This is a genomic window from Mycobacterium sp. OAS707, assembly GCF_014873705.1.
GTDB lineage: Bacteria > Actinomycetota > Actinomycetes > Mycobacteriales > Mycobacteriaceae > Mycobacterium.
The window spans coordinates 821,644-842,639 of record NZ_JADBDS010000001.1; the positions used below are offsets into that span (position 1 = coordinate 821,644).

Here is a 20,996-nt window from a genome sequence, read left to right on the forward strand (position 1 = left end):
TACTAAGCGTCTGTGGTGGGTTCAGTTTGGGTGCCCGCCCCGGCCGTCTCCGTCGACGCCGTGGCACCGGCCAGCAGCTCCTGCTCCCACTCGGCGAGCGGTTCGGCGCCCTCGGTCTCGGCCTCGCCGTCGCCCTTGCCGACGCCGGCACGGGCCTGCAGGCCCTCGGCGACCGCGGACGCGACGACCTTGGTCAGCAGCGCGGCCGAGCGGATCGCGTCGTCGTTGCCCGGGATCGGGTAGTCGACGAGGTCCGGGTCGCAGTTGGTGTCGAGGATCGCGATGACGGGGATACCCAGCTTGCGGGCTTCACCGACGGCAATGTGCTCCTTGTTGGTGTCGACGACCCAGACGGCCGAGGGCACCTTCTGCATGTCCCGGATACCGCCGAGGCTGCGCTCGAGCTTGTTCTTCTCGCGGGTCAGCATCAGGATTTCCTTCTTGGTGCGACCCTCGAAACCACCGGTCTGCTCCATCGCCTCGAGTTCCTTGAGGCGCTGCAGCCGCTTGTGCACGGTGGAGAAGTTGGTGAGCATGCCGCCCAGCCAGCGCTGGTTCACGTAGGGCATGCCGACGCGGGTCGCCTCTTCGGCGATGGATTCCTGCGCCTGCTTCTTGGTGCCGACGAACATGATGCTGCCGCCGTGGGCAACAGTCTCCTTGACGAACTCGTACGCCTTGTCGATGTAGGTCAGCGTCTGCTGCAGATCGATGATGTAGATGCCGTTGCGGTCGGTGAAGATGAACCGCTTCATCTTGGGATTCCAGCGACGGGTCTGGTGCCCGAAGTGGGTGCCGCTGTCCAGCAGCTGTTTCATGGTCACTACGGCCATGGGTTTATGCCTCTTTTGTTGTCGGTTGTCGCGCAGCGCCGGGTGGCGCCGAGCCCTGGTGTCTGCGGGATGCCGAACCCGTCCTGAGTACGGGACCGACGGCATCCGGATATGACCGCCATTGGGTGGCCATGGGTAGACACGCGAAGTCAGCCCGCGCGAGCGAGCTGCGATTAGGAGTTTACACGCTGGACAGGGGTGCTTTTTCCACACTCCGGTCGCTATCCACAGTTTGGCGATCAGGGCTGGATTTCTTCTGGGTTGGCGCGCTGAGCTGGGAGTATGCGGTTTCTGGCGGTGTTGTCGGCGATGGTCTTGCTATGCGCACCGGCGGTCCGGGCCGACGACGGCAGGCTGGACTGGCCGCTGCGGCCGCGACCAGCCGTGCTGCGGGTATTCGACGCGCCGTCGCCGAACTGGAACCGCGGCCACCGCGGCGTCGACCTCGCAGGGGTCGCCGGCCGGCCGGTGTACGCCGCCGCAGCGGGCACGGTGGTGTTCGCCAGTGAGCTTGCCGGGCGGACGCTGGTGTCGATCGCGCACCCCGGCGGGCTGCGGACCACCTACGAACCGGTGCGGCCCGCGGTGCGCGCCGGGCAGCTCGTCGAGGCGGGCACCGTGATCGGCGAGCTGCTGGCCGGCCACGCCGGTTGCTCGGCCGCGGCATGTCTGCACTGGGGCGCGATGTGGGGCGCGGCATCGCGGGCCGATTACGTCGACCCGCTTGGCCTGCTGGCCAGCACCGAGATCCGACTCAAACCGCTGGGCTAGGCGATTCGGCGCGCCAATCCACGCTCAGCGACGGTTTGCGCGCCGAAATCGCTCAGGCCCGAGGGTGCGCCTGGTCGTGCACCGCGCGCAGGCGCGCCACCGTCACATGGGTGTACAGCTGCGTGGTGGCCAGCGTCGAATGACCGAGCAGTTCCTGCACGACGCGCAGGTCCGCCCCACCCTCGAGCAGATGCGTTGCGGCGCTGTGCCGCAACCCATGTGGACCGATGTCGGGCGCGCCGTCGACCGCGGTCATCGTCTGGTGAACCACAGTGCGCGCCTGTCGCGGATCCAGTCGACGGCCGCGCGCACCCAACAGCAGCGCAGGCCCCGAATCGGAGGTCGCCAGCGCGGGCCGTCCATTGGACAGCCACGCCGTCAACGCCGCCTGCGCCGGTTCGCCGAACGGCACGGTCCGCTGCTTGTTGCCCTTGCCGAGAACGCGCAGCAGCCGCCGGGGCCGGTCGATGTCATCGATGTCGAGTCCGCACAGCTCACTGACGCGAATCCCGGTGGCGTACAACAACTCAACGATCAACTGGTCACGCAAGGCAAGCGGATCGCCTTGCTGCGCACCGGATTTCGCCGCAACCATGGCGTCCAGCGCCTGATCCTGCCTCAACACGGAAGGCAACGTCCGTCGCGCCTTGGGCGTCTGCAACCGGGTCGCGGGATCAGTCGCCATCAGGCCGCGGCGCGTGGCCCACTTCGTGAAGGTCTTGACGGCCGACGTCCGCCGCGCCAGCGTGGTGCGCGCGGCGCCTGCCGACGCCTGGGCCGCGAGCCAGGACCGAAGGATCGGCAGGCTCAGCCCGTCCAGTCCGGTGCCGGGAACCCGTTCGGAGAGAAAGTCGAACAGCGAGCGAAGGTCGCCCAGATACGCCCGACGCGTGTGGTCGGAGCGGCCGCGCTGCAGCGCGAGATACTCGTCGAACTCTTCGAGAACCGCGTCCACTCCCCTACCGTCGCAGACGCCGGCGCCCTGTCTCAGGTGACGCGCCGCAGCACGTCTGGCGTCAGATCCTTCAGGGTCGGATAACCGTCGACGGCCATGATGAGGTCCGTCTCGGCTAACAGCGAGCGCAGCACGTGCACAACCCCGTCCTCGCCGCCGATGGCCAGCCCGAATGCGTAGGGGCGACCAATACCCACGGCCGTGGCGCCCAGCGCCAGCGCCTTGACGATGTCGGCGCCGCTGCGAATGCCGGAATCGAAAAGCACCGGCAGGCCGTCGGCCGCCGCCACCACATCTGGCAGGCAGTCGATGGCCGGAATGCCGCCGTTGGCCTGACGTCCGCCGTGGTTCGAGCAGTAGATGCCGTCAACGCCGCCGTCCCTCGCGCGTCGCGCGTCGTCGGGATGACAGATGCCCTTCACGATCAGTGGCAGCTCCGTCAGGGATCGCAGCCATGGCAGGTCGTCCCATGTCAGCGGATTGCCGAAGACCGAAACCCAGCGCAGCACTGCGGCTTGTGGATTCTCTTCTGGTGTTTGTTGCAGGCTGGCGCGAAACACCGGATCGCTGGTGTAGTTCGCGAGACAGCGGCCGCGCAGCTGCGGGAAGTTCGATGTCGACAAGTCACGTGGTCGCCAACCCGGCACCCAGGTGTCCAGCGTGACGATGATGCCCTTGTAGCCGGCGGCCTCAGCACGCGCGACCAGGCTTGCGGCCAATTCGCGATCGGTCGGCGTGTACAGCTGGAAAAAGCCTGGGGTGTCACCGAATTCGGCGGCGATGTCCTCCATCGGGTCCTCGGTCAGCGTCGAAATGACCATCGGCACACCGGTGCGCGCGGCGGCTCGGGCTGCGGCCAGGTCGCCGTGGCCGTCTTGCGTGCAGATGCCGGTGACGCCGATCGGCGCCATGAAGACAGGCGACGGCAGCGTCAGACCGAATGCCTCGACCGACAGGTCACGCTCGCGGTGGGCGTTGAACATCCGCGGCATCACGCCCCAGTTGTCGAAGGCGGTGCGATTCACTCGCTGGGTGCGTTCGTCGCCCGCGCCGCCTGCCACATACGACCAGATCGACGGCGGCATCGCCGCTTGCGCCTTCGCCTCCCATTCCGCGTAGGCCATCGGGAGCGACGGCACGATGCCGGACAAGCCCTGCAGGTAGATCTCGAACTGGTAATCGCCGAATGCCATCCGCCTAGCGTGCCAGCCCGCCGCGGGCGATGGTCAGCGAACCAGTCGCTCCGCCACCCCTGCGTACACCAGACCGAGCTTCTCGGCATCGCGGTGCTGCCGCGACGGGAACCATCGGCACACGTCGACACACAGCGACGAGATCGCCATCACCACCTCGTCGACGTTGTCGACGTCGAATTCCCCCGCGGCCACACCGCCTGCGACGATGTCGGTGAGTACGTCGGTCACCTGGTGTCGAAGCGGTGCGATGGTGCGGTAGTGAGCCGAAGTCAGGCCGTGCAGTTCGTATTGCACGACGCGGGCCTGTTTGTGGTTCTCGGCGTGCCATGACGCGAACGCCGCGACGACCGCGCGCAACCGCTCGGTGAAGGTAGCGACCGGTTGGTCGGCCTTTTTCAACGCTGCCAGCAGACTGCTGTGACCCTCGAGCGCGATCGCGTAGAGCAGCTCTTCCTTGGAGCGGTAGTGCGGGTACATGGCCGTCGCGCTCATGTTGAGTCGCTTGGCGATCTGACGCGTGGAGCTGCCGCCGTATCCCGACTCCGCGAAGGCTTCGATTGCGGCGCGCCGCATGCGTTCCGCTGCAGCTGAATCCGCAGCTCGATCGATGGTCATGACGGTCGGGATCCTACACGTGATTGACATATTCCGACGGTCGGCGCATTATTAGCGAGCGCTCATAAAATGAGCGCTCGCTTATGTGATGTACATCTCGGAAAGGCTGTCCCGACATGGCGGAGTTCTTCTCCAGGCGTGATGTCGACTTCCTGCTCTACGAATGGCTAGACGTAGTCCAGCTGACCAAGCGCGACCACTTCGCCGAACACTCCCGCGACACCTTCGACGCCGTCATCGACCTGTCGGCCGACATAGCGACGAAATGCTTTGCGCCACACAACAAAAAGGGCGACCAGAACGAGCCGACCGTCGGCCCCGACGGGAAGGTCGTGCTGATCGACGAGATCAGGGACGCGCTGAACACGTTCAGCGAAGCGGGCTTGCTGGCCGGATCGTTCGACGACGCGGTCGGCGGCATGCAGCTGCCGACAGTGGTGGCGCAGGCGTGCATGGCGTTCTTCCGGGCCGCCAACCCGAGCACCACGTCGTACGCGTTTTTGACCGTCGGCAACGCCAACCTGCTTGTCGAGTACGGGACCGAAGAACAGATCGACACCTGGGTCCGCCCGATGCTCGAGGGACGGTACTTCGGCACGATGTGCCTGTCGGAACCCGACGCCGGGTCCTCGTTGACCGACATCACGACCAAGGCCGTCCCCGCGGCCGACGGCACCTACCGGATCACCGGAACCAAGATGTGGATCACCGGCGGCGACCATGAGCTGACCGAGAACATCGTGCACCTCGTGCTGGCCAAGGCGCCCGGCGGTGGCCCGGGCGTCAAGGGCATCTCGTTGTTCATCGTGCCGAAGTACCTGCCCGATGGCACCCGCAACGACGTCGCACTGGTCAGCCTGAACCACAAGATGGGCAACCACGCCACCACGAACGCGTTGCTGAATTTCGGCGACGGCACGCATCAACCGGCTGAAGAGCCCGGCGCGGTCGGCTATCTCGTCGGTGAGGAGCACAAGGGCCTGGCCTACATGTTCCACATGATGAACGAGGCGCGGGTCGCCGTCGGCTACCAGGCGATGGCCACGGGATACGCCGGTTACCTCGCGTCACTCGAATATGCCAAGCAGCGCACGCAGGGTCGGCCCGTTGGCGACAAGGACCCCAACCGCCCGCAGGTGGCGTTGATCGAGCATGCCGACGTCAAGCGAATGTTGTTGGCGCAGAAGTCTTATGTCGAGGGCGCGTTCGCGCTCGGCCTCTACTGCTGGATGCTGGTGGATGAGGGGCGCACCAGCGTCGGGGCCGAGCGCGAACGCGCCAATCTTCTGCTCGAGGTGCTGACTCCGATCGCCAAGAGTTGGCCGTCGCAGTGGTGCCTCGAGGCGAACAGCCTGGCGATCCAGGTACACGGTGGCTATGGCTACACCAAGGAGTTCGACGTCGAGCAGTGCTACCGCGACAACCGTCTCAACGCGATCCACGAAGGCACGCACGGCATCCACGGCCTGGATCTGCTGGGCCGCAAGGTGGTCATGCAAGACGGTGCGGGCCTGAGGTTGTTGGCCGAGCGGATCAACGAAACCGTCGACAAGGCGTTGCAGACCGAGAGCACGGCGGGCTATGCCCGGCAGTTGCGTGAGGCGACGCAACGGCTGGTCGACGTCACCGAAACGCTCTGGGCCGCAGGCGATGTCGCTACCACGCTCGCCAATTCCAGCGTCTACCTCGAGGCGACCGGGCATGTCGTGATCGCGTGGATGTGGCTGGAGCAGCTGATTGCCGCCAACGACCATCAGGGCGACTTCTACGACGGCAAACGCGCTGCGGCACAATACTTCTACGCCTTCGAGCTGCCGAAGGTCGGCCCGCAGTTCGACCTGCTGGCCAGCCTGGACCGCACCACGGTGGACGCGCAGCCAAGCTGGTTCTAGGCGGACGACTCCGCTTCGGCCAGCTCGCGCTTCCACTGGCGGAAGGTCTCCTCGGTGCGGCCGCGTCGCCAGTAGCCGGAAATGGATGCCGCCCACTTGGCGTCCACACCGCGTTCCTTGCGAATGTAGGGCCGCAGGTTGTGCATCACGGTCTGGGCCTCACCATGGATGAACACCTGCACCTGGCCTGGCAGCCAGGCCGCCTCCTTGACCGCGGCGATCAGCGGTGCGTTGTCGCCGGCCATGTCTTCGGGCACCAGGTCGGCGCGGCCGCCGCGGTAGATCCACCTCACCTCGACACCCGCCGGTGCCCTCAGTGCGATCTCGTCCTCAGGTCCGGCGACTTCGATGAAGACTTGGCCAATCGCGTTGTCGGGCAACGATTCCAACGCGGCGCTGATGGCCGGCACGGCGGCCTCGTCACCGGCGAACAGGTGCCAGTCGGCCGCCGGATCCGGTGTGTACGCCCCGTTGGGGCTCGTCAGGTAGGCGGGTTGTCCCGGTGTGGCCGATGCCGCCCACGGCCCGGCCACACCGTGCTCACCGTGCACGACGAAGTCGATCGAGATCTCGCGGCGCTCGGTGTCGACACGGCGCACGGTGTAGGTGCGCACAGTGGGCCGGTTATGGGCAGGTAGCTCGTTGAAGCTGTCCATCGTCAGCGGCTGCGGCAGCGCGGCGACGTCGACGCCGTCGGGTACAAACGCGATCTTGACGTAGGCGTCGGTGTTCTCGTTCGGGACGAACGTGTCAAAGCCCTTGCCCCCCAAGACGACACGGATGAGGTGCGGGGTCAACTGCTCGGTGCGCACCACCTCGAACGTATTCAGCGGACGTCCTGCCACAACTCCTCCAAATTGATTAGCCAAACTTATGGTTGTGTTTTCACAACTATATGCGATCGGGCGCCCGCTCGGTGAGCTACCTGGCCAGCACGCTGGCCGCTAGCTTCGGCTGCCAGTCCGACGTCACCAGCGCGCCGAAGTTGTCCTGCTCGTTGTCCTGGTCGGCGGTGTCGACATCACGGATCGAGAAGATGAACGCCGGACCACTGAACCCGGACTCCGCCGCCTTCCAGAGAATGTCGGTGATCTGGCGGGCCTGCTCCTGCTGGCTGACGCCGGCGGCCGAGGGCGCACTAGTCGGCGCGCCGATTTCAGTCATCCAGATCTTCTTACCGCCGTCGCCGTTGTCGACCATGAGTTCGTGTACCCGCTCGACGTCGGACCACCCGTTGTGATCGTCGACGGCCAAACCGTTGGGATAGACGTAGGGGTGCATCGCCATCGCGTCGAACGATCCCTTCGCGCCGAGTTCGTACATCGATTTCACGAATGCGGGCGGGTCGTCGGGCGCCCATGCGCGGCTCAATCCGGCAGCGATCACGGTGCTGTCCGGTTGGGACGCCTTGATCGCGGGATAGGCCACCTTGAGCAGTTCGGTGTAGCGGGCTGCGCGATCGGGAACCTGCCCGAAGAACAGCGGAACGTTGGGCTCATTCCAGATCTCCCAGTCGCTGACTCGGTCGCGGTACCGCTGCACCACCTTTTCGGCGAAGGCCGCAAACGTGTTGGGGTCGATCGGTGGAGCGCTGAAGTAGCTTCCAGGCGTCCGCGCCCAGTCGGGGGTGTACGCAATGAGGCCAAGCACTTTCAGGCCGCGCTGCCGCGCGCCGTTCACCCAGTGGTCGACGTAGCCCCAATTGAACGCGCCGGGCATCGGCTCGACGAGGTGCCAGTCGATGAGCACGCGCAGCCAAGAGGCGTTGGTCTTGGCCGCGGCGTCGAGTTCGCGATCGGCGTCCACGGTACTCATGTACGTCATCGGCGCGCCGACGCTGAACCCGTAACCGTCCTGCGGCGGGGTCACCGCTTCGGCGATCACCGCGCGCTGGCCGACGACCGTCATCGCGGCGACGAGCAGGACGATGGCTGCGGCGCGGGCAACGATCCTGCTCGTCACGCTGTGCATGGAGCCAACCTACCGAAGCGCCAACTTCCAACGCCCACCTTGACAGACGACCAGGCCCGCGATCTCCAGCATGGAAAGCGGACCCAAGACCTGCGTCGGTGGCAAACCGGACCCAACGGCGATCTCGTCGACGGTGCGCGCACCGCGGGCGGGCAACGCCTCGTACACCCGACGCTCGTCGTCGGCAAGACCGTCCAGCGGCGACGTCGGACGCACAGGATCGGCGGCCAACTCGCCTACGTGGCCAACCTGTTCCACTAATTCGTCTGCGCGTGTGACGAGGATTGCGCCCGAGCGCAACAACACATGGCAGCCGACGGACGCCGACGATGTGACCGGCCCCGGCACCGCGCACACTCCGCGCCCCAGCGCCTTGGCCCACGCGGCGGTGTTAGCCGCGCCGCTGCGGGCACCGGCCTCGACGACAACCGTGGCGCCCGACAATGCCGCGACGAGTCGGTTGCGGGTGAGGAAACGATGCCGCTGGGGCCGCAGGCCCGGCGGGTACTCGGTGACTATCAACCCCGCTTCGCGGATCCGATGCAACAGCGCAGCATGGCCCGCAGGGTAGGCCACGTCCATGCCACCGGCGAGCACCGCGGCAGTCAATCCGTCGGCCGCCAGCGCCGCACGGTGCGCCGCGCCGTCGATGCCGTATGCACCACCGGACACGACCGCCACGTCCCGTTCTGCCAAACCGGCGGCCAACTCCCCAGCGACATGTTCTCCGTATGTGGTTGAGGCCCGAGTGCCCACGATCGCCGCCGCACGTTCGGCTATCTCGTCGAGCCGCTCCGGACCCGTCACCCACAGCGCCAGCGGTGGATGCGCCTCCTGGCGCTGCCTCGAATCGATGCCATGGAACGACGCGAAGGCCAGCAGCGGCCACTCGTCGTCTTCAGCGGTGACGAGGCGGCCACCCAGCCGTGCCATCACCTCCAGATCATCTGCAGCGCAGTCGATCTGGTAGCGCGCCTCAGTCAGCCGGAGTAACGGCCCCTGCACCTCGCGGCGCTTCACCTTGCCCGCGGCGTCGACGGGGCCGACGCTGGCCACCAGCGCCGCGAGTTGCGGGCACGGCGGCTCTGCGACGCGGGACAGGTAGGCCATGGCGAGCAGAACGGGATCGTTCATCGCGCACCGCCGGCCTGACGGAAACTCAGCGCAGTGGTGACCTGCTCGACTCCAGGCGACGTCCGGCCGTCCAGATCGGCCAATGTCCAAGCCACACGCAAACTTCGGTCGAATCCCCGCGGACTCAACTGACCACGGTCGAGTGCCGTTCGCAGCGGCTTCATGGTGTTGAAGTCAAGCCGAAATTTTCGGCGCATAAGCGAGCCGCTGACTTCGGCGTTGGTGCGGACGCCGTACGGCCGCCATCGCTCGGCGGCCGCCATCCGGGCCGCGGCTACGCGCTTGCGGACGGCGGCGCTGGACTCTCCGTCCTCGGCCGCGAATGCTCCGGCCCGTGACGTATGCATCTCGACGCGCAGGTCCACTCGGTCCAACAGCGGCCCAGAGAGCTTGCCCAGGTATCGCCGCTTGACCATCGATCCGCACGTGCAATCCTTGGGGTCTGCGGGCGCACACGGACACGGATTGGCGGCGAGCACCAATTGGAAACGCGCCGGATAGCGAGCCACCCCGCCACGGCGGGCAATCCGAATCTCGCCTTCCTCCAATGGAGTTCGTAAGGCTTCCAACGCGGCCACCCCCATCTCGGCGCACTCGTCGAGAAACAGCACGCCGCGGTGCGCTCGGCTGACCGCACCCGGTTGGGCCATCCCCGACCCGCCGCCTACCAATGCCGCAACGCTCGACGTGTGATGCGGTGCAACGAAGGGCGGCTGGGTGATCAACGGTGTGCCGCCCGACAACAAACCAGCCACCGAATGAATCGCCGTCACCTCGAGCGCCTCTTCGTGTGTCAGTTGCGGCAGCAGGCCCGGAAGCCGTTGTGCCAGCATGGTTTTGCCGACGCCGGGCGGACCGGTCAGCATCAAGTGGTGTGCACCTGCGGCCGCGACCTCGACGGCGTACCGAGCGTGGGACTGGCCGACCACATCGGCGAGGTCGACCGACGAACTCGGCGCGGAAGCGGGCACCTCCACACGGTCGTCGAGCTCGGTCTTGCCCACCAGCCAGGCCAGCAACTGCCCCAGACTGCTCACACCCCAAACATCGATACCATCGACCAGGCTGGCCTCCGCGAGATTTTCGGACGGGACCACGACGGCGGGCCATCCCTCACGCTTGGCGGACAGCACGGATGGCAATACACCTTTCACGGGGCGAACCCGGCCGTCGAGGGCGAGTTCGCCCAACAGCAGTGTCTTATCGAGCCGTGGCCAGGCCGTCTTTTTCTCCGCGGAAACGACGGAGGCCGCCAAGGCCAGGTCAAAGACGGAGCCCATCTTCGGCAAGGTGGCTGGGGACAGTGCAAGTGTCAGCCTCGCCTGCGGCCAATCCATGCCGCAATTGGTGATCGCCGCGCGCACCCGGTCGCGGGACTCCTGCAAGGCGGCATCGGGCAGACCCACTAAATGCACACCCGGCAACCCGGAACTGATGTCGGCTTCGATCTCGACGATCACCCCGTTGAGTCCGCGTACGGCCACCGAAAAGGCCCTCCCGAGCGCCATCAGCCGACCCCCTGCACGTGTGTGATCTCCGGCGTTCGGCTACGCCCGATGCGCACACCGATCACGTCGATGCGCACCGCACCCCAGCGGCCGGGCTGGGTTGCCAACCACAGCCCGGCGAGACGACGAAGACGACGCACCTTCACAGGTGTCACCGCCTCGGCCACACCACCGAACTGGTCGGTGGTGCGCGTCTTGACCTCAACGAACACCACCGCGCGAGCGGCATCGTCAGCCGCAATCACGTCCAATTCGCCGTAGCGGCATCGCCAGTTGCGCGTCAATACGCGCAGCCCCAGCGATCTCAGGTAATCGACCGCCAATTGCTCACCCAGCGCACCGATTTCGGCCCGCGTCAACGAAGTCATGGCTTCACAGTGCGGCGCAAGGCCGACACGTCAGTGCGCTCAGGACCCGGCACCCGCGTGGTTTCCCGCCTAAAAGCGGAGTTATCCACAGTCATGACTTCATCCACAGCAGGAGCCTGATTCGAAAACCGCTTGCAGCAGCAAGTTTCGCCTTCGTCAAAATGCGGGTATACGGGGCCATGGTCGACGACTCAGTTCACGGCGTAGTCGATAGGGCTACCGACAGCGACGCCTTCGAATACGCAGCCCGCGCCGGGTTTGCCGTCAGCGGTGTCCTGCACATCGTCATCGGATACCTGATTGCGCACATCGCCTTCGGTTCCACGGGCAACGCGGATCAATCCGGCGCGTTGGCCGCACTGGCCAGTCAGACCGGTGGCCCGGTGATCCTCTGGGCCGTCGCGGCGGGCCTGATGGCACTCGGCCTGTGGCGCATCGCCGAAACGATCGTCGGCTCGAAACCCGGTGAAGGGTCTGGGCCCACGCAGGACGACACCCCGGTGTGGAAGCGCGCGAAATCCCTCGGACTGGCGATCGTGAACTTCGCGATCGCCTTCTCAGCAGCGCGCTTTGCGATGGGAAGCGGTAAGCAGAGCAGCGAGCGGAATGCCGGACTGAGCGCGCGCATGATGCAATCCGGTTGGGGCAAAAGCATTCTCATCGCCGTCGCATTAGGTCTGGTCGTGGTCGGCTGTTACCACATCTATAAGGGAGTGGCGAAGAAGTTCTTCAAGGATCTGCGGGTCAGCGGTGGACCGATGGTCACCGCTGTCGGAATCGCCGGCTATGCGGCCAAGGGCGTCGTGCTGGCGGGCGCCGGGGTGCTCGTCGTCATCGCGACGGTGCAAGCCGACCCGTCGAAGGCGACAGGGCTCGACGCGGCGGTCAAGGCGCTCGGCCATGCTCCGTTTGGGAAGGTGCTGCTGGTCGTCGCCGCCCTTGGGATCGCCGCGTTCGGCTGCTACAGCTTTGTCCGCAGCCGGTATGGCCGGATGTAGCGCGCTACATCGGGGCGCCGGATTGGGACAGTGCTTGGTACAGCGCGGCGATCTGCATCGGCTGGATCGCTGCGTTGCAGCCATGCTGCAGGTCGATCAACGGCGCCGCGATGCCGCGCAGCTCCGCAAATTCCTGCGGTCGGCCGGTGAAGTAGTCACGGACCGATTGCTCGGCGCCCGCGCCCTGCATGCCGGCCGCCGTCAGCACGTTGTTGGCGTCCGGATGGGCATCGAGCCACGCACCCGCCGCGGCGAGGACCCCGCTGGCGGTATGGGAGAAGCCACTCGCAGTGCAGTCGGGCTGAGCGCCCGCCGTCGGGACAGCAACCGTCACGGCTGCAACGGCGCAAGTGGCAAAGGCGCCGAACAGGCCGCGGCGCACGGCAGTAGCTGACGTTGTCATGTGGGCACATATACCCCCGGGGGGTCAAGATCAAGCCAGGTGCACGCCTGCTTCGGCAACCGTGGGTAACCCATATTCGGGCACCCGCCCAGATCAAAAGTCCGCTACGGGTAAATTCGCTTAGGTAAAGCTCAGCTAAAAGCGTGCATACGGAAGGATCTGACTGGATGCGACGAGGTTGGAGCCGTATCGCCGCACTGCTATCAGTTCTGGCCGTCGTGCTCGGCGCCACTGCATGCTCGGGCTCCGAAGACAAGAACGAGCTACTGATCTACAACGCCCAGCACGAGTCGCTGACCAAGGAGTGGATCGACGCCTTCACCAAGGAGACCGGCATCAAGGTTTCCTACCGTCAAGGCGGCGACACCGAGCTCGGCAACCAGCTGATCGCCGAGGGCGACGCCTCGCCGGCCGATGTGTTCCTGACCGAGAACTCCCCCGCGATGGCCGCCGTTGAGCGCGCCGGGCTGTTCGCGGACCTCGACGGCGAGACCTTCAAACAGGTTCCGCCGCAATTCCGTCCGGCCAGCGGCAAGTGGACCGGCGTCGCCGCGCGCACCACGGTGTTCGTCTACAACACGGCCAAGCTCAAACGTGGTCAGCTGCCGAAGTCACTGCTGGACCTCGAGCAGCCCAAGTGGAAGGGACGCTGGGGTGCGCCGCCGGCCAAGGCGGACTTCCAGGCGATCGTCGCCGCCCTGCTGCAGCTGAGAGGTGAGCCCGCGACCGCGCAGTGGCTGGCGGCGATGAAGGCCAACGCGGTGATCTACAACGACAACATCGCCACGCTCAAGGCGGTCAACGCAGGTGAGGTCGACGGCGGCGTGATCTACCACTACTACTGGTTCCGCGATCAGGCGGAAACCAAAGAGATGAGCGGGAATACGGCGCTGTACTACTTCCGCAACCAGGATCCCGGCGCCTTCGTCAGCATCTCCGGCGCGGGCGTCCTGAAGTCCAGCAAGCGGCAGAAGGAAGCCCAGCAGTTCATCCGCTTCATCACGGGCAAGACCGGCCAGGAGGTCCTACAGAAGGGCGATTCGTTCGAGTACCCAGTGGCCGCTGACGTCCGCCCGAACCCTGCTCTCACCCCGCTGGTCAAGTTGGGCGCCCCTCTTGTGGACCCGTCGACGCTTGACGCGCAGAAGGTGACGGACCTGATGACGAAGGCCGGGTTGTTATAGGTGGTCGCTCCCCCGGTCGGCCGAGCCGACGATCAGACCCAGTCGCGCCCGGCGGCGCCGGTCTCGAGGCCCGACAGGGCCGCTCGACCCGGCCCGCTGGTCAGCGCGGCCGTCACGATCCTCGTCGCGGCCACCCTGATTCCACTCGGCTATGTCGCGTGGGCAGCGGTGTCGATCGGGTGGACGAAGGCCTATCACCTTGTCGTACGGCCCCGGGTCGGCGAACTGTTGATCAACACCGTGGCGCTGGTCGCGATCACGGTGCCGGTGTGCGTGGTCATCGGTGTCGGGGTCGCGTGGCTGGTGGAGCGGACCGATCTTGCGGGCCGCGCGTTCTGGCGTCCGTTGTTCGTCGCACCCCTCGCGGTCCCGGCTTTCGTCAACAGCTATGCGTGGGTGGGCGTGGTCCCGTCGCTGCACGGGTTGTGGGCGGGGGTGCTGGTGTCGACGCTGTCGTACTTCCCGTTCATGTATCTGCCGGTGGCCGCGACTCTGCGCAGGCTCGACCCTGCCATCGAGGAGTCCGCCAGGGCGCTGGGCTCGAACTCTGCCGGGGTGTTCTTCCGCGTGGTGCTGCCACAGCTGCGGCTGGCCGTCCTCGGCGGCGGCCTGCTGATCGGCGTCCACCTGCTTGCCGAGTACGGCGCTTTCGCGATGGTGCGGTTCGACACGTTCACGGTCGCCATCTTCCAGCAGTTCCAGGTCACCTTCGACGGCGCGGCGGGCAGCATGCTCGCCGGGGTGCTGGTGCTGCTGTGTCTGGCGCTGCTGGTCGCTGAGGCGCTGGCACGTGGCAGGGCCCGATTCTCCCGCGTCGGGTCGGGTGCGCCGCGCGCGGCGACACCGATTCGGTTGGGACACAACATGCTAACCGGGCAAATCGCTCTTGCCGCTCTGGCGGTCCTCGCGCTCGGCGTGCCGGTGTGGACGCTCCTACGCTGGCTGTGGATCGGCGGGGCCGACGTCTGGGTGTTCGATGACATCCTCACCGCGCTGGGCCAAACCATCGGGCTCGCAACGGCTGCCGCGGTGCTGACGACGGTGCTCGCCTTCCCCGTCGCCTGGGTCGCCGTGCGCTCCAGCGGCCTGCTCGCCCGTGCCGTCGAAGGCGCGAACTACGTCACCAGTTCACTTCCCGGCATTGTCACCGCGCTCGCGCTTGTCACAGTGACCATCCATCTCGCGCCGCCGCTGTATCAGAGCATCGCGCTGATCGTGTTCGCCTACGTGCTGCTGTTCATGCCGCGCGCGCTGGTCAATGTCCGCGCCGGACTTGCTCAGGTGCCGCCGAGCCTCGAGGAGGCGTCGCGGTCGTTGGGTAGTTCACCGGCGGCCACCTTTCTTCGGGTCACGCTGCGACTGACCGCACCCGCGACCGCGGCGGGTGCATCGCTGGTATTCGTCGCTGTGGCAACCGAATTGACCGCGACGCTGCTGTTGGCGCCGACGGGAACCAGCACCTTGTCGATGAGGTTCTGGTCGTTGTCAAGCGAACTGGACTATGCGGCCGCCGCGCCTTACGCCCTTGTGTTGGTGGTGCTCGCCGTCCCCGTCACGCTGGTGTTGTTCCGGCAGTCGACGAAGGTGGCCGCGCTATGACCGCCGCGACGCTCGAGGTCAATGGAATCGCCAAGTCTTTCAGCGGACATACGGTGCTGCATGACATCGATCTGAGCCTGCAGCCGGGTACCACCACCGCCGTCGTCGGCGCATCGGGCTGCGGCAAGACCACGCTGCTGCGCCTGATCGCGGGGTTCGAATCCCCCGATGCGGGCACGATCTCCATCGACGGACGGCAGGTCGCCGGTCCGCAGCGCGCGGTGGCCCCGCACCGTCGCAGCGTCGGCTATGTCGCGCAGGACGGCGCGCTGTTCCCGCATCTGACGGTCGGGCAGAACATCGCCTACGGATTGCGCGGCACGGCGCGTGACGAAGTGCGCGCCCGCGTCGCCGAGCTCCTCGAGACCGTTGCCCTCGATCCGTCGTACGCGGCGCGCCGACCCCATGAACTGTCCGGAGGACAACAGCAGCGGGTGGCACTCGCACGCGCACTCGCAAGGCACCCGGTGTTGATGCTGCTCGACGAACCGTTCAGCGCGCTGGATACGGGCCTTCGCGCTTCGACCCGCAAGGCGGTCGCCGGTCTGCTCGCCACCGCAGGCGTGACAACACTTTTGGTGACGCACGACCAGGAAGAGGCACTGTCGATCGCGGATCAGGTGGCGGTCATGCGTGACGGACGGTTCACCCAGGTGGGTACCCCGCAGCAGGTCTATCGACAGCCGACCGACCGATTCACCGCCGAATTCCTCGGCGACTGTATCTCACTTCCCTGCACGGTCGCGTCGGGCTTCGCCCAATGTGCACTGGGCCGGGTGCCGGTCCAGGCCGGCGACGGGCCGGCCACTCTGGTGCTGCGGCCCGAACAGCTTGTCGCGACGGTGGTTTCGGACAGCGAGCACCTCGACGGCGTGGGTACGGTGATCGCCACCGAATTCCTCGGCCACGATGTGCTGTTGACCATCGATCCGGCGGGTGGGGCCGCGCCGCTCGTCGTGCGTCAGCACAGCTTCAACCCGCCGCCCATCGACGCCAAAGTGCGGATCGAGGTGGTGGGCGCCGGGATTGTGCTGACGTGAGGCAACTTCTCGACCACCTTCGCGCCCATGGCGAGAAGGTGGCGATCCTGACGGACACCCAGCAGCTCACCTATCACCAACTCGCCGATACGGTCGCCGACGCCGCCAGCGAACTCGACGGGCCCCGTCGCCTGGTCCTGCTCGAAACGCACAACGATGTAAGCAGTTTGGTGCACTACCTGGCGGCGATGACCACCGGCCACGTCGTCCTGCCTGCCTCTGCCGGCTACGACCACACGGCGATCCTGCAGACCTACGAACCGGGCGTTGTCATCGACGCCGACGGCATCCACCACCGCCACAAACACCATCGGCTGCACGACGATCTCGCGTTGTTGTTGTCCACCTCGGGCAGTACCGGCTCCCCCAAACTCGTACGGCTGTCCCACCGCAATCTGTGCAGCAACGCCGCGGCGATCGCCGACTACCTCGATATCCGCGAAACCGACAGGGTCGCAACGACATTACCGATGTCCTACTGCTATGGGATGTCGGTAATCCACAGCCACCTGCTGCACGGCGCAGGTCTGATCCTCACCGATCGCTCGGTCGTCGACGACGAGTTCTGGGACCTGTTCCGCGCACACCGAGGCACCACCTTCGCAGGCGTGCCCTACACCTTCGAGCTGTTGGAGCGGGTCGGCGAGCAGGCGCTGGATCTGCCGCATCTGCGCTACCTCACCCAGGCCGGCGGCCGGATGCCACCGGAGCGTGTTCGCCGATTCGCAGAGCTCGGCCGACAGCAAGGCTGGGACTTGTTCGTGATGTACGGCGCGACGGAGGCTACCGCCCGAATGGCTTACCTGCCACCGCAACTCGCCTCGTCACGTCCGACCGCGATCGGCAAGCCGATACCGGGTGGTGCGTTCAGCATCGAACCGAGCGGAGAGCTGGTGTACCGCGGCCCCAATGTCATGATGGGGTACGCGCACCGGCCCGACGACCTCGCTCTCGGCAAGACCGTCGATGCGCTACACACCGGAGACATCGCGCGCCGCGGGCCTGATGGCTTGTACGAAGTGATCGGGCGCAATAGTCGTTTCGTCAAGATGTACGGGTTACGGATCGATCTGCAGCGCGTCGAGGCGACGTTGTCCGACCATGGTGTGACGGCGTTCTGCGCCGACGTCGACGACCGCCTCGCGGTGCTGACGGCCGGGCACGATCGCAACGAGGTGCAACACATCGCCGCGTGGGCAGCGGGCATCCCAGCCGCGAGCGTGCAGACCGTCACCGTCGCCGAGTTGCCGATGTTGCCATCGGGCAAACCGGACTACCAGAGGGCGCGGGCCCTCGCACGCATGTCGGACACCAAGCCTCCCGGTGTGATTGGGCTGAGCAACCTGTTCGCCGACGTGCTGGGGCTTGACGCCGAAGGCATCGACCCCGAAGCAAGCTTCGTCGACCTCGGCGGCAATTCACTGACGTACGTGACGATGTCGGTGCGGCTGGAGCAGGCACTCGGGCGGCTACCCGCTGACTGGCAACGGCTGCCGCTTCGGGAATTGGAAGCCATGCCGAAGCCGGCACGGCGGCGGTGGCGTTCGACGCTGGAAACCACTGTCGCGCTGCGCGCCGCCGCGATCCTGCTCATCGCCGGTTCGCACGCCGGGCTGTTTGAACTGTGGGGCGGCGCGCACGTGCTGCTCGGCGTTGCCGGATACAACTTCGGCCGGTTCTGCCTCACACCTGTGTCGCGCACCGATCGGGTCAGGCACCTGCGCAACACGATCGCATGGATCGCCGGACCGTCGGTGGCGTGGGCCGCGATCGCGCTGCTGATCACCGACGACTATGCGCCGACAAATCTGCTGCTGGCCAACAAATTCCTCGGCCCGCACGACAGCATGACCGCAGGCCGATTGTGGTTCGTCGAAGTGCTGGTGTGGATCCTGGTTGCGCTCGCCGTGCTGTGCTGGCTACCGGCGGTCGACCGATGGGAACGGCAGTGGCCCTTCACCGTCGCCGTCACAGTCCTGGCCGTCGGGCTTGCGCTGCGCTACGACATCCTCGGACTGCATCTCGGCGACGGCGCATGGTTCACGATGCTGGCGTTCTGGTTCTTCGCGGTCGGCTGGGCTGCGGCCAAATCCTCGACGACATTGCAGCGGGTGGCGGTGACCGTCGTGCTGATCGTCAGCCTGCACGGCTATTTCGACCGCACCGAACGAGAATTGCTGGTGCTGACCGGGTTTGTCCTGCTGATCTGGTTGCCTGCGTTGCGCTGCCCGCCCGCGGCGTCAGTCGCCGCAGGCGTCATCGCGGAGGCGTCGCTGTACATCTACCTGACGCACTACCAGGTCTATCCGCTGTTCAAGGGTCATCCGCTGCTTGGCGTACTCGCATCAGTGGTGGTGGGTGTCGTTCTCACGCAGCTTGTCTCGACACTGCGCAGGCGGCTAACGGTCGGCGATAAGGCCTTCTTGCGCCAACGTCGCCGCGATGAAACCGTCGGCGCGGACCAGGCTGGCGGTCACGACACCGCGCCCGCGCGCCGCGGCCGGTGAACGGCACTCCAGCAGATTCCATTCATCGGCCCGAACGGCCCGATGAAACCAGATCGACGAGTCGGTGGTGCCACTGCGATGGGTACGGGCCTTCATCGAATGCCCGTGCACCTGCAGCGCGGGGTCGATCATGTAGACGTCGGTGACGTACACCGCGACCAACGTGTGCAACACCGGATCGTCGGGTAACGGAATCGTCGCCCGCCACCACAGCCGCCGCACGAACTCCCCGCTCGAACTGTCGTCGGCGATCCTGATGTCGAGTTCCTCCAGCGGCATGGACGGCGCGGGGCCGGCGGGCCCGGTCCGGGGTAGCGCCTCGGGGTCCCCGGGCATGTCCGCAACGTGCCCGTGCTCGGGGCCGGGCAACTCCGCAGCGAACGACACTGTCGCGGTCGTCAAGAGTCGCCCACCCTGGTGAGAGTCGACTCGACGCGCCGCCGCGGTCCTGCCGTCGAACACCCGTGTAACGGTGTATTCGACGGGATCGCCTGCCTCACCGCCGCGCAGGAACTGCAGATGCATGTTGGTCGGCAAGCGGTCCGCGTCGACGGTGCGGCACGCGGCAGCCAAGCTCTGGGCGACGAATTGTCCACCGTAGGAACGCTTTCCGGTCGGTCCGCTGGCGGGACCGATCCAGGTGTCCACGGCGGAGCCTGGAGCAACCTCGAGCAGCTTCAACAGTGCGCTCATGTCTCGACTCCTCCTCGCTCCGGTCCTCGCTCGTTCCTCGCTGCGATCCTCGCTCGTTGTCGTCCTCGGGCGCTCATGCCACGGTGCCCGATTCGGTGAGTTTTCCGATCTCATCGGCAGTCATCCCGAGCCATTCGCCGAGTACCGCGGCCGTGTCGTCGCCGAGCGCCGGTGCCGCGACCGCGGGCGGGTAGTCGCCGTTGATCTCCAATGGCAGGCCCGGTGCCAGATACTGCCCGATCCGCGGCTGGTCGAGCGAGGTGAACATCGGGTTGGCGGTGACTTTTTCGTCGACGGCCGTTTCTGCGAATGTGCGGTAGCGCTCCCACAATACGGAGGTGCTCGCCAACCCCGCGCGGACCTCTTCTGCGGTGTGTTGGGAGAACCATTCGGTGAACAACCCGGACAATGCGTCGCGGTGGCGGTACCGCTCCCCCTCGTCGGAGAGGTCCGCACCGAGTGTGTCGGCAAGTGCGGCAACAGCTTTCGTCGTACCGGTCAGCTCGGTCAGGTCGCGGAAGTGCCTGCCGGTCAGCGCGACGATCATGAACGACGCCCCGTCGCTGCTGGTGAAGTCCTGCCCGTACTGGCCGTACACCGAGTTGCCGATCCGCTCGCGGGCAGTACCGTTCACCATCACCTCGGTGAACAGGCTGAGATTGCCCGCGGTCGCCAGCGCGACGTTCTCCAGCGGAATGCCGATCCGCTGACCCTGCCCTGTCGCATCGCGATGCCGCAACGCGGTGACGACCGCCAGCGCCGCGTAAATGCCGCACGAGACATCCCACGCAGGCAGCACATGATTCACCGGTGTCGCGAGTTCGGCGGGACCGGTGACCAACGGAAAACCAATGCCCGCGTTGACGGTGTAGTCGACCCCGGTGCCGCCGTCGGCACGCCCGGACACCTCGACCTGAATCAGGTCGGGACGCAACCGCGTCAGCGTGTCGTACGAATGCCATTCCCGGCCCGCGACATTCGTGATCAGGATGCCACTGTCGGCGATGAGCCGCTGCACCAAATCCTGGCCTTCGGCCGAGCGGAAGTCGGCGGCAACCGAACGCTTGCCCTTGTTCAGGCCGGCCCAGTAGATGCTCTCCCCGTCAGCCGTGACCGGCCAGCGATGGTAATCGGCGGCACCACCGATCGGGTCGACGCGGATCACCTCGGCGCCGAGTTGGCCCAGCGTCATCCCGGCCAACGGCACCGCGACGAAGCTCGAGATCTCGACGATCCGCACCCCGGCCAGCGGGCGGGCCGCATCTACAGTCACCCGGCCAAGCTATCAAGCGCCCGACAAACCCCCGCGAGACTGCGGGGAGATGGTGA

The 20,996-nt window shown here is 66.3% G+C and carries 19 protein-coding genes; 7 read left to right on the forward strand and 12 right to left on the reverse strand.

The genetic code is table 11. The features are described 5' to 3' along the window. Positions 1-2 precede the first annotated feature (2 nt). A complete protein-coding gene (gene rpsB, locus GGC64_RS04040; RefSeq protein ID WP_192721152.1) occupies positions 3-833 on the reverse strand; it encodes a 30S ribosomal protein S2 in 831 nt (276 codons plus the stop codon). A gap of 282 nt (positions 834-1,115) precedes the next feature. Between rpsB and GGC64_RS04045 the strand changes: the two genes are divergently transcribed. Continuing rightward, a complete protein-coding gene (locus tag GGC64_RS04045) occupies positions 1,116-1,604 on the forward strand; it encodes a M23 family metallopeptidase (protein ID WP_192721153.1) in 489 nt (162 codons plus the stop codon). A gap of 52 nt (positions 1,605-1,656) precedes the next feature. Here GGC64_RS04045 and GGC64_RS04050 read toward each other — a convergent pair whose 3' ends face one another. The 3 genes from GGC64_RS04050 to GGC64_RS04060 are packed head-to-tail and all read right to left on the reverse strand — an operon-like array spanning position 1,657 to position 4,370. Then, positions 1,657-2,559 carry a tyrosine recombinase XerC gene (locus tag GGC64_RS04050; protein WP_192721154.1) on the reverse strand — a complete coding sequence of 301 codons (903 nt, stop codon included), beginning with the start codon at positions 2,557-2,559 and terminating at the stop codon, positions 1,657-1,659. Positions 2,560-2,591: 32 nt separating this feature from the next. Continuing rightward, positions 2,592-3,752, reverse strand: a complete 1,161-nt coding sequence (locus GGC64_RS04055) for an alpha-hydroxy-acid oxidizing protein (RefSeq protein ID WP_192721155.1) — start codon at positions 3,750-3,752, stop codon at positions 2,592-2,594. A 33-nt stretch (positions 3,753-3,785) separates the two neighbouring features. Next, positions 3,786-4,370, reverse strand: coding sequence for a TetR/AcrR family transcriptional regulator (locus GGC64_RS04060; protein ID WP_192721156.1), 585 nt, complete (start codon positions 4,368-4,370; stop codon positions 3,786-3,788). A gap of 116 nt (positions 4,371-4,486) precedes the next feature. Between GGC64_RS04060 and GGC64_RS04065 the strand changes: the two genes are divergently transcribed. Then, positions 4,487-6,262 (forward strand): acyl-CoA dehydrogenase, encoded by a 1,776-nt coding sequence (locus GGC64_RS04065; protein WP_192721157.1) that lies wholly within the window; start codon positions 4,487-4,489, stop codon positions 6,260-6,262. On the opposite strand, the gene GGC64_RS04070 is transcribed toward GGC64_RS04065, so the two are convergent. The 5 genes from GGC64_RS04070 to GGC64_RS04090 all read right to left on the reverse strand — a co-directional run bounded on the left by GGC64_RS04070 (position 6,259) and on the right by GGC64_RS04090 (position 11,243). Further along, complete coding sequence (locus tag GGC64_RS04070; RefSeq protein WP_192721158.1) at positions 6,259-7,107, reverse strand: siderophore-interacting protein; 849 nt, start codon at positions 7,105-7,107, stop codon at positions 6,259-6,261. The two genes, GGC64_RS04065 and GGC64_RS04070, sit on opposite strands and share 4 nt — an antisense overlap. A gap of 76 nt (positions 7,108-7,183) precedes the next feature. Continuing rightward, positions 7,184-8,233, reverse strand: a complete 1,050-nt coding sequence (locus GGC64_RS04075) for a hypothetical protein (RefSeq protein ID WP_192721159.1) — start codon at positions 8,231-8,233, stop codon at positions 7,184-7,186. A 9-nt stretch (positions 8,234-8,242) separates the two neighbouring features. Beyond that, positions 8,243-9,367 carry a DNA-processing protein DprA gene (dprA, locus tag GGC64_RS04080; protein ID WP_192721160.1) on the reverse strand — a complete coding sequence of 375 codons (1,125 nt, stop codon included), beginning with the start codon at positions 9,365-9,367 and terminating at the stop codon, positions 8,243-8,245. Then, a complete protein-coding gene (locus GGC64_RS04085) occupies positions 9,364-10,875 on the reverse strand; it encodes a YifB family Mg chelatase-like AAA ATPase (protein WP_192721161.1) in 1,512 nt (503 codons plus the stop codon). The genes dprA and GGC64_RS04085 overlap by 4 nt, the downstream gene beginning before the upstream one ends. After that, a complete protein-coding gene (locus tag GGC64_RS04090; protein ID WP_192721162.1) occupies positions 10,875-11,243 on the reverse strand; it encodes a YraN family protein in 369 nt (122 codons plus the stop codon). Before GGC64_RS04090 ends, GGC64_RS04085 begins: the two co-directional genes overlap by 1 nt. A gap of 179 nt (positions 11,244-11,422) precedes the next feature. Between GGC64_RS04090 and GGC64_RS04095 the strand changes: the two genes are divergently transcribed. Then, the gene (locus GGC64_RS04095; RefSeq protein ID WP_192721163.1) at positions 11,423-12,241 is read left to right on the forward strand and encodes a DUF1206 domain-containing protein; all 819 of its coding nucleotides are present in this window, start codon (positions 11,423-11,425) and stop codon (positions 12,239-12,241) included. A gap of 4 nt (positions 12,242-12,245) precedes the next feature. Here GGC64_RS04095 and GGC64_RS04100 read toward each other — a convergent pair whose 3' ends face one another. Continuing rightward, positions 12,246-12,644 (reverse strand): heme-binding protein, encoded by a 399-nt coding sequence (locus tag GGC64_RS04100; protein ID WP_192721164.1) that lies wholly within the window; start codon positions 12,642-12,644, stop codon positions 12,246-12,248. Positions 12,645-12,811: 167 nt separating this feature from the next. On the opposite strand from GGC64_RS04100, the gene GGC64_RS04105 reads away from it, so the two are divergent. From GGC64_RS04105 to GGC64_RS04120, 4 genes are read left to right on the forward strand one after another with little or no spacing between them, the layout of a single operon-like run. Next, entirely contained in the window at positions 12,812-13,828 is a 1,017-nt protein-coding gene (locus GGC64_RS04105; protein ID WP_192721165.1) for an iron ABC transporter substrate-binding protein, read from the forward strand. Then, positions 13,829-15,427 (forward strand): iron ABC transporter permease, encoded by a 1,599-nt coding sequence (locus tag GGC64_RS04110; protein WP_192721166.1) that lies wholly within the window; start codon positions 13,829-13,831, stop codon positions 15,425-15,427. Further along, positions 15,424-16,467, forward strand: a complete 1,044-nt coding sequence (locus tag GGC64_RS04115) for an ABC transporter ATP-binding protein (RefSeq protein WP_192721167.1) — start codon at positions 15,424-15,426, stop codon at positions 16,465-16,467. The genes GGC64_RS04110 and GGC64_RS04115 overlap by 4 nt, the downstream gene beginning before the upstream one ends. Then, complete coding sequence (locus GGC64_RS04120; protein ID WP_192721168.1) at positions 16,464-18,974, forward strand: AMP-binding protein; 2,511 nt, start codon at positions 16,464-16,466, stop codon at positions 18,972-18,974. Before GGC64_RS04115 ends, GGC64_RS04120 begins: the two co-directional genes overlap by 4 nt. Here the strand turns inward: GGC64_RS04120 and GGC64_RS04125 are convergent. Next, positions 18,867-19,667, reverse strand: a complete 801-nt coding sequence (locus tag GGC64_RS04125) for an acyl-CoA thioesterase II (RefSeq protein WP_192721169.1) — start codon at positions 19,665-19,667, stop codon at positions 18,867-18,869. The two genes, GGC64_RS04120 and GGC64_RS04125, sit on opposite strands and share 108 nt — an antisense overlap. 73 nt (positions 19,668-19,740) lie before the next feature. Continuing rightward, positions 19,741-20,940, reverse strand: coding sequence for a CoA transferase (locus GGC64_RS04130; protein ID WP_192721170.1), 1,200 nt, complete (start codon positions 20,938-20,940; stop codon positions 19,741-19,743). Positions 20,941-20,996: the final 56 nt, after the last annotated feature.

What these genes read in the sequence shown, in the direction of transcription:
- rpsB (WP_192721152.1), bottom strand. Translation starts at nt 833, where the DNA reads ATGGCCGTAGTGACCATGAAACAGCTGCTGGACAGCGGCACCCACTTC.
- GGC64_RS04045 (WP_192721153.1), top strand. Translation starts at nt 1,116, where the DNA reads ATGCGGTTTCTGGCGGTGTTGTCGGCGATGGTCTTGCTATGCGCACCG.
- GGC64_RS04055 (WP_192721155.1), bottom strand. Translation starts at nt 3,752, where the DNA reads ATGGCATTCGGCGATTACCAGTTCGAGATCTACCTGCAGGGCTTGTCC.
- GGC64_RS04060 (WP_192721156.1), bottom strand. Translation starts at nt 4,370, where the DNA reads ATGACCATCGATCGAGCTGCGGATTCAGCTGCAGCGGAACGCATGCGG.
- GGC64_RS04065 (WP_192721157.1), top strand. Translation starts at nt 4,487, where the DNA reads ATGGCGGAGTTCTTCTCCAGGCGTGATGTCGACTTCCTGCTCTACGAA.
- GGC64_RS04075 (WP_192721159.1), bottom strand. Translation starts at nt 8,233, where the DNA reads ATGCACAGCGTGACGAGCAGGATCGTTGCCCGCGCCGCAGCCATCGTC.
- dprA (WP_192721160.1), bottom strand. Translation starts at nt 9,367, where the DNA reads ATGAACGATCCCGTTCTGCTCGCCATGGCCTACCTGTCCCGCGTCGCA.
- GGC64_RS04085 (WP_192721161.1), bottom strand. Translation starts at nt 10,875, where the DNA reads ATGGCGCTCGGGAGGGCCTTTTCGGTGGCCGTACGCGGACTCAACGGG.
- GGC64_RS04090 (WP_192721162.1), bottom strand. Translation starts at nt 11,243, where the DNA reads ATGACTTCGTTGACGCGGGCCGAAATCGGTGCGCTGGGTGAGCAATTG.
- GGC64_RS04095 (WP_192721163.1), top strand. Translation starts at nt 11,423, where the DNA reads ATGGTCGACGACTCAGTTCACGGCGTAGTCGATAGGGCTACCGACAGC.
- GGC64_RS04100 (WP_192721164.1), bottom strand. Translation starts at nt 12,644, where the DNA reads ATGACAACGTCAGCTACTGCCGTGCGCCGCGGCCTGTTCGGCGCCTTT.
- GGC64_RS04105 (WP_192721165.1), top strand. Translation starts at nt 12,812, where the DNA reads ATGCGACGAGGTTGGAGCCGTATCGCCGCACTGCTATCAGTTCTGGCC.
- GGC64_RS04115 (WP_192721167.1), top strand. Translation starts at nt 15,424, where the DNA reads ATGACCGCCGCGACGCTCGAGGTCAATGGAATCGCCAAGTCTTTCAGC.
- GGC64_RS04125 (WP_192721169.1), bottom strand. Translation starts at nt 19,667, where the DNA reads ATGAGCGCACTGTTGAAGCTGCTCGAGGTTGCTCCAGGCTCCGCCGTG.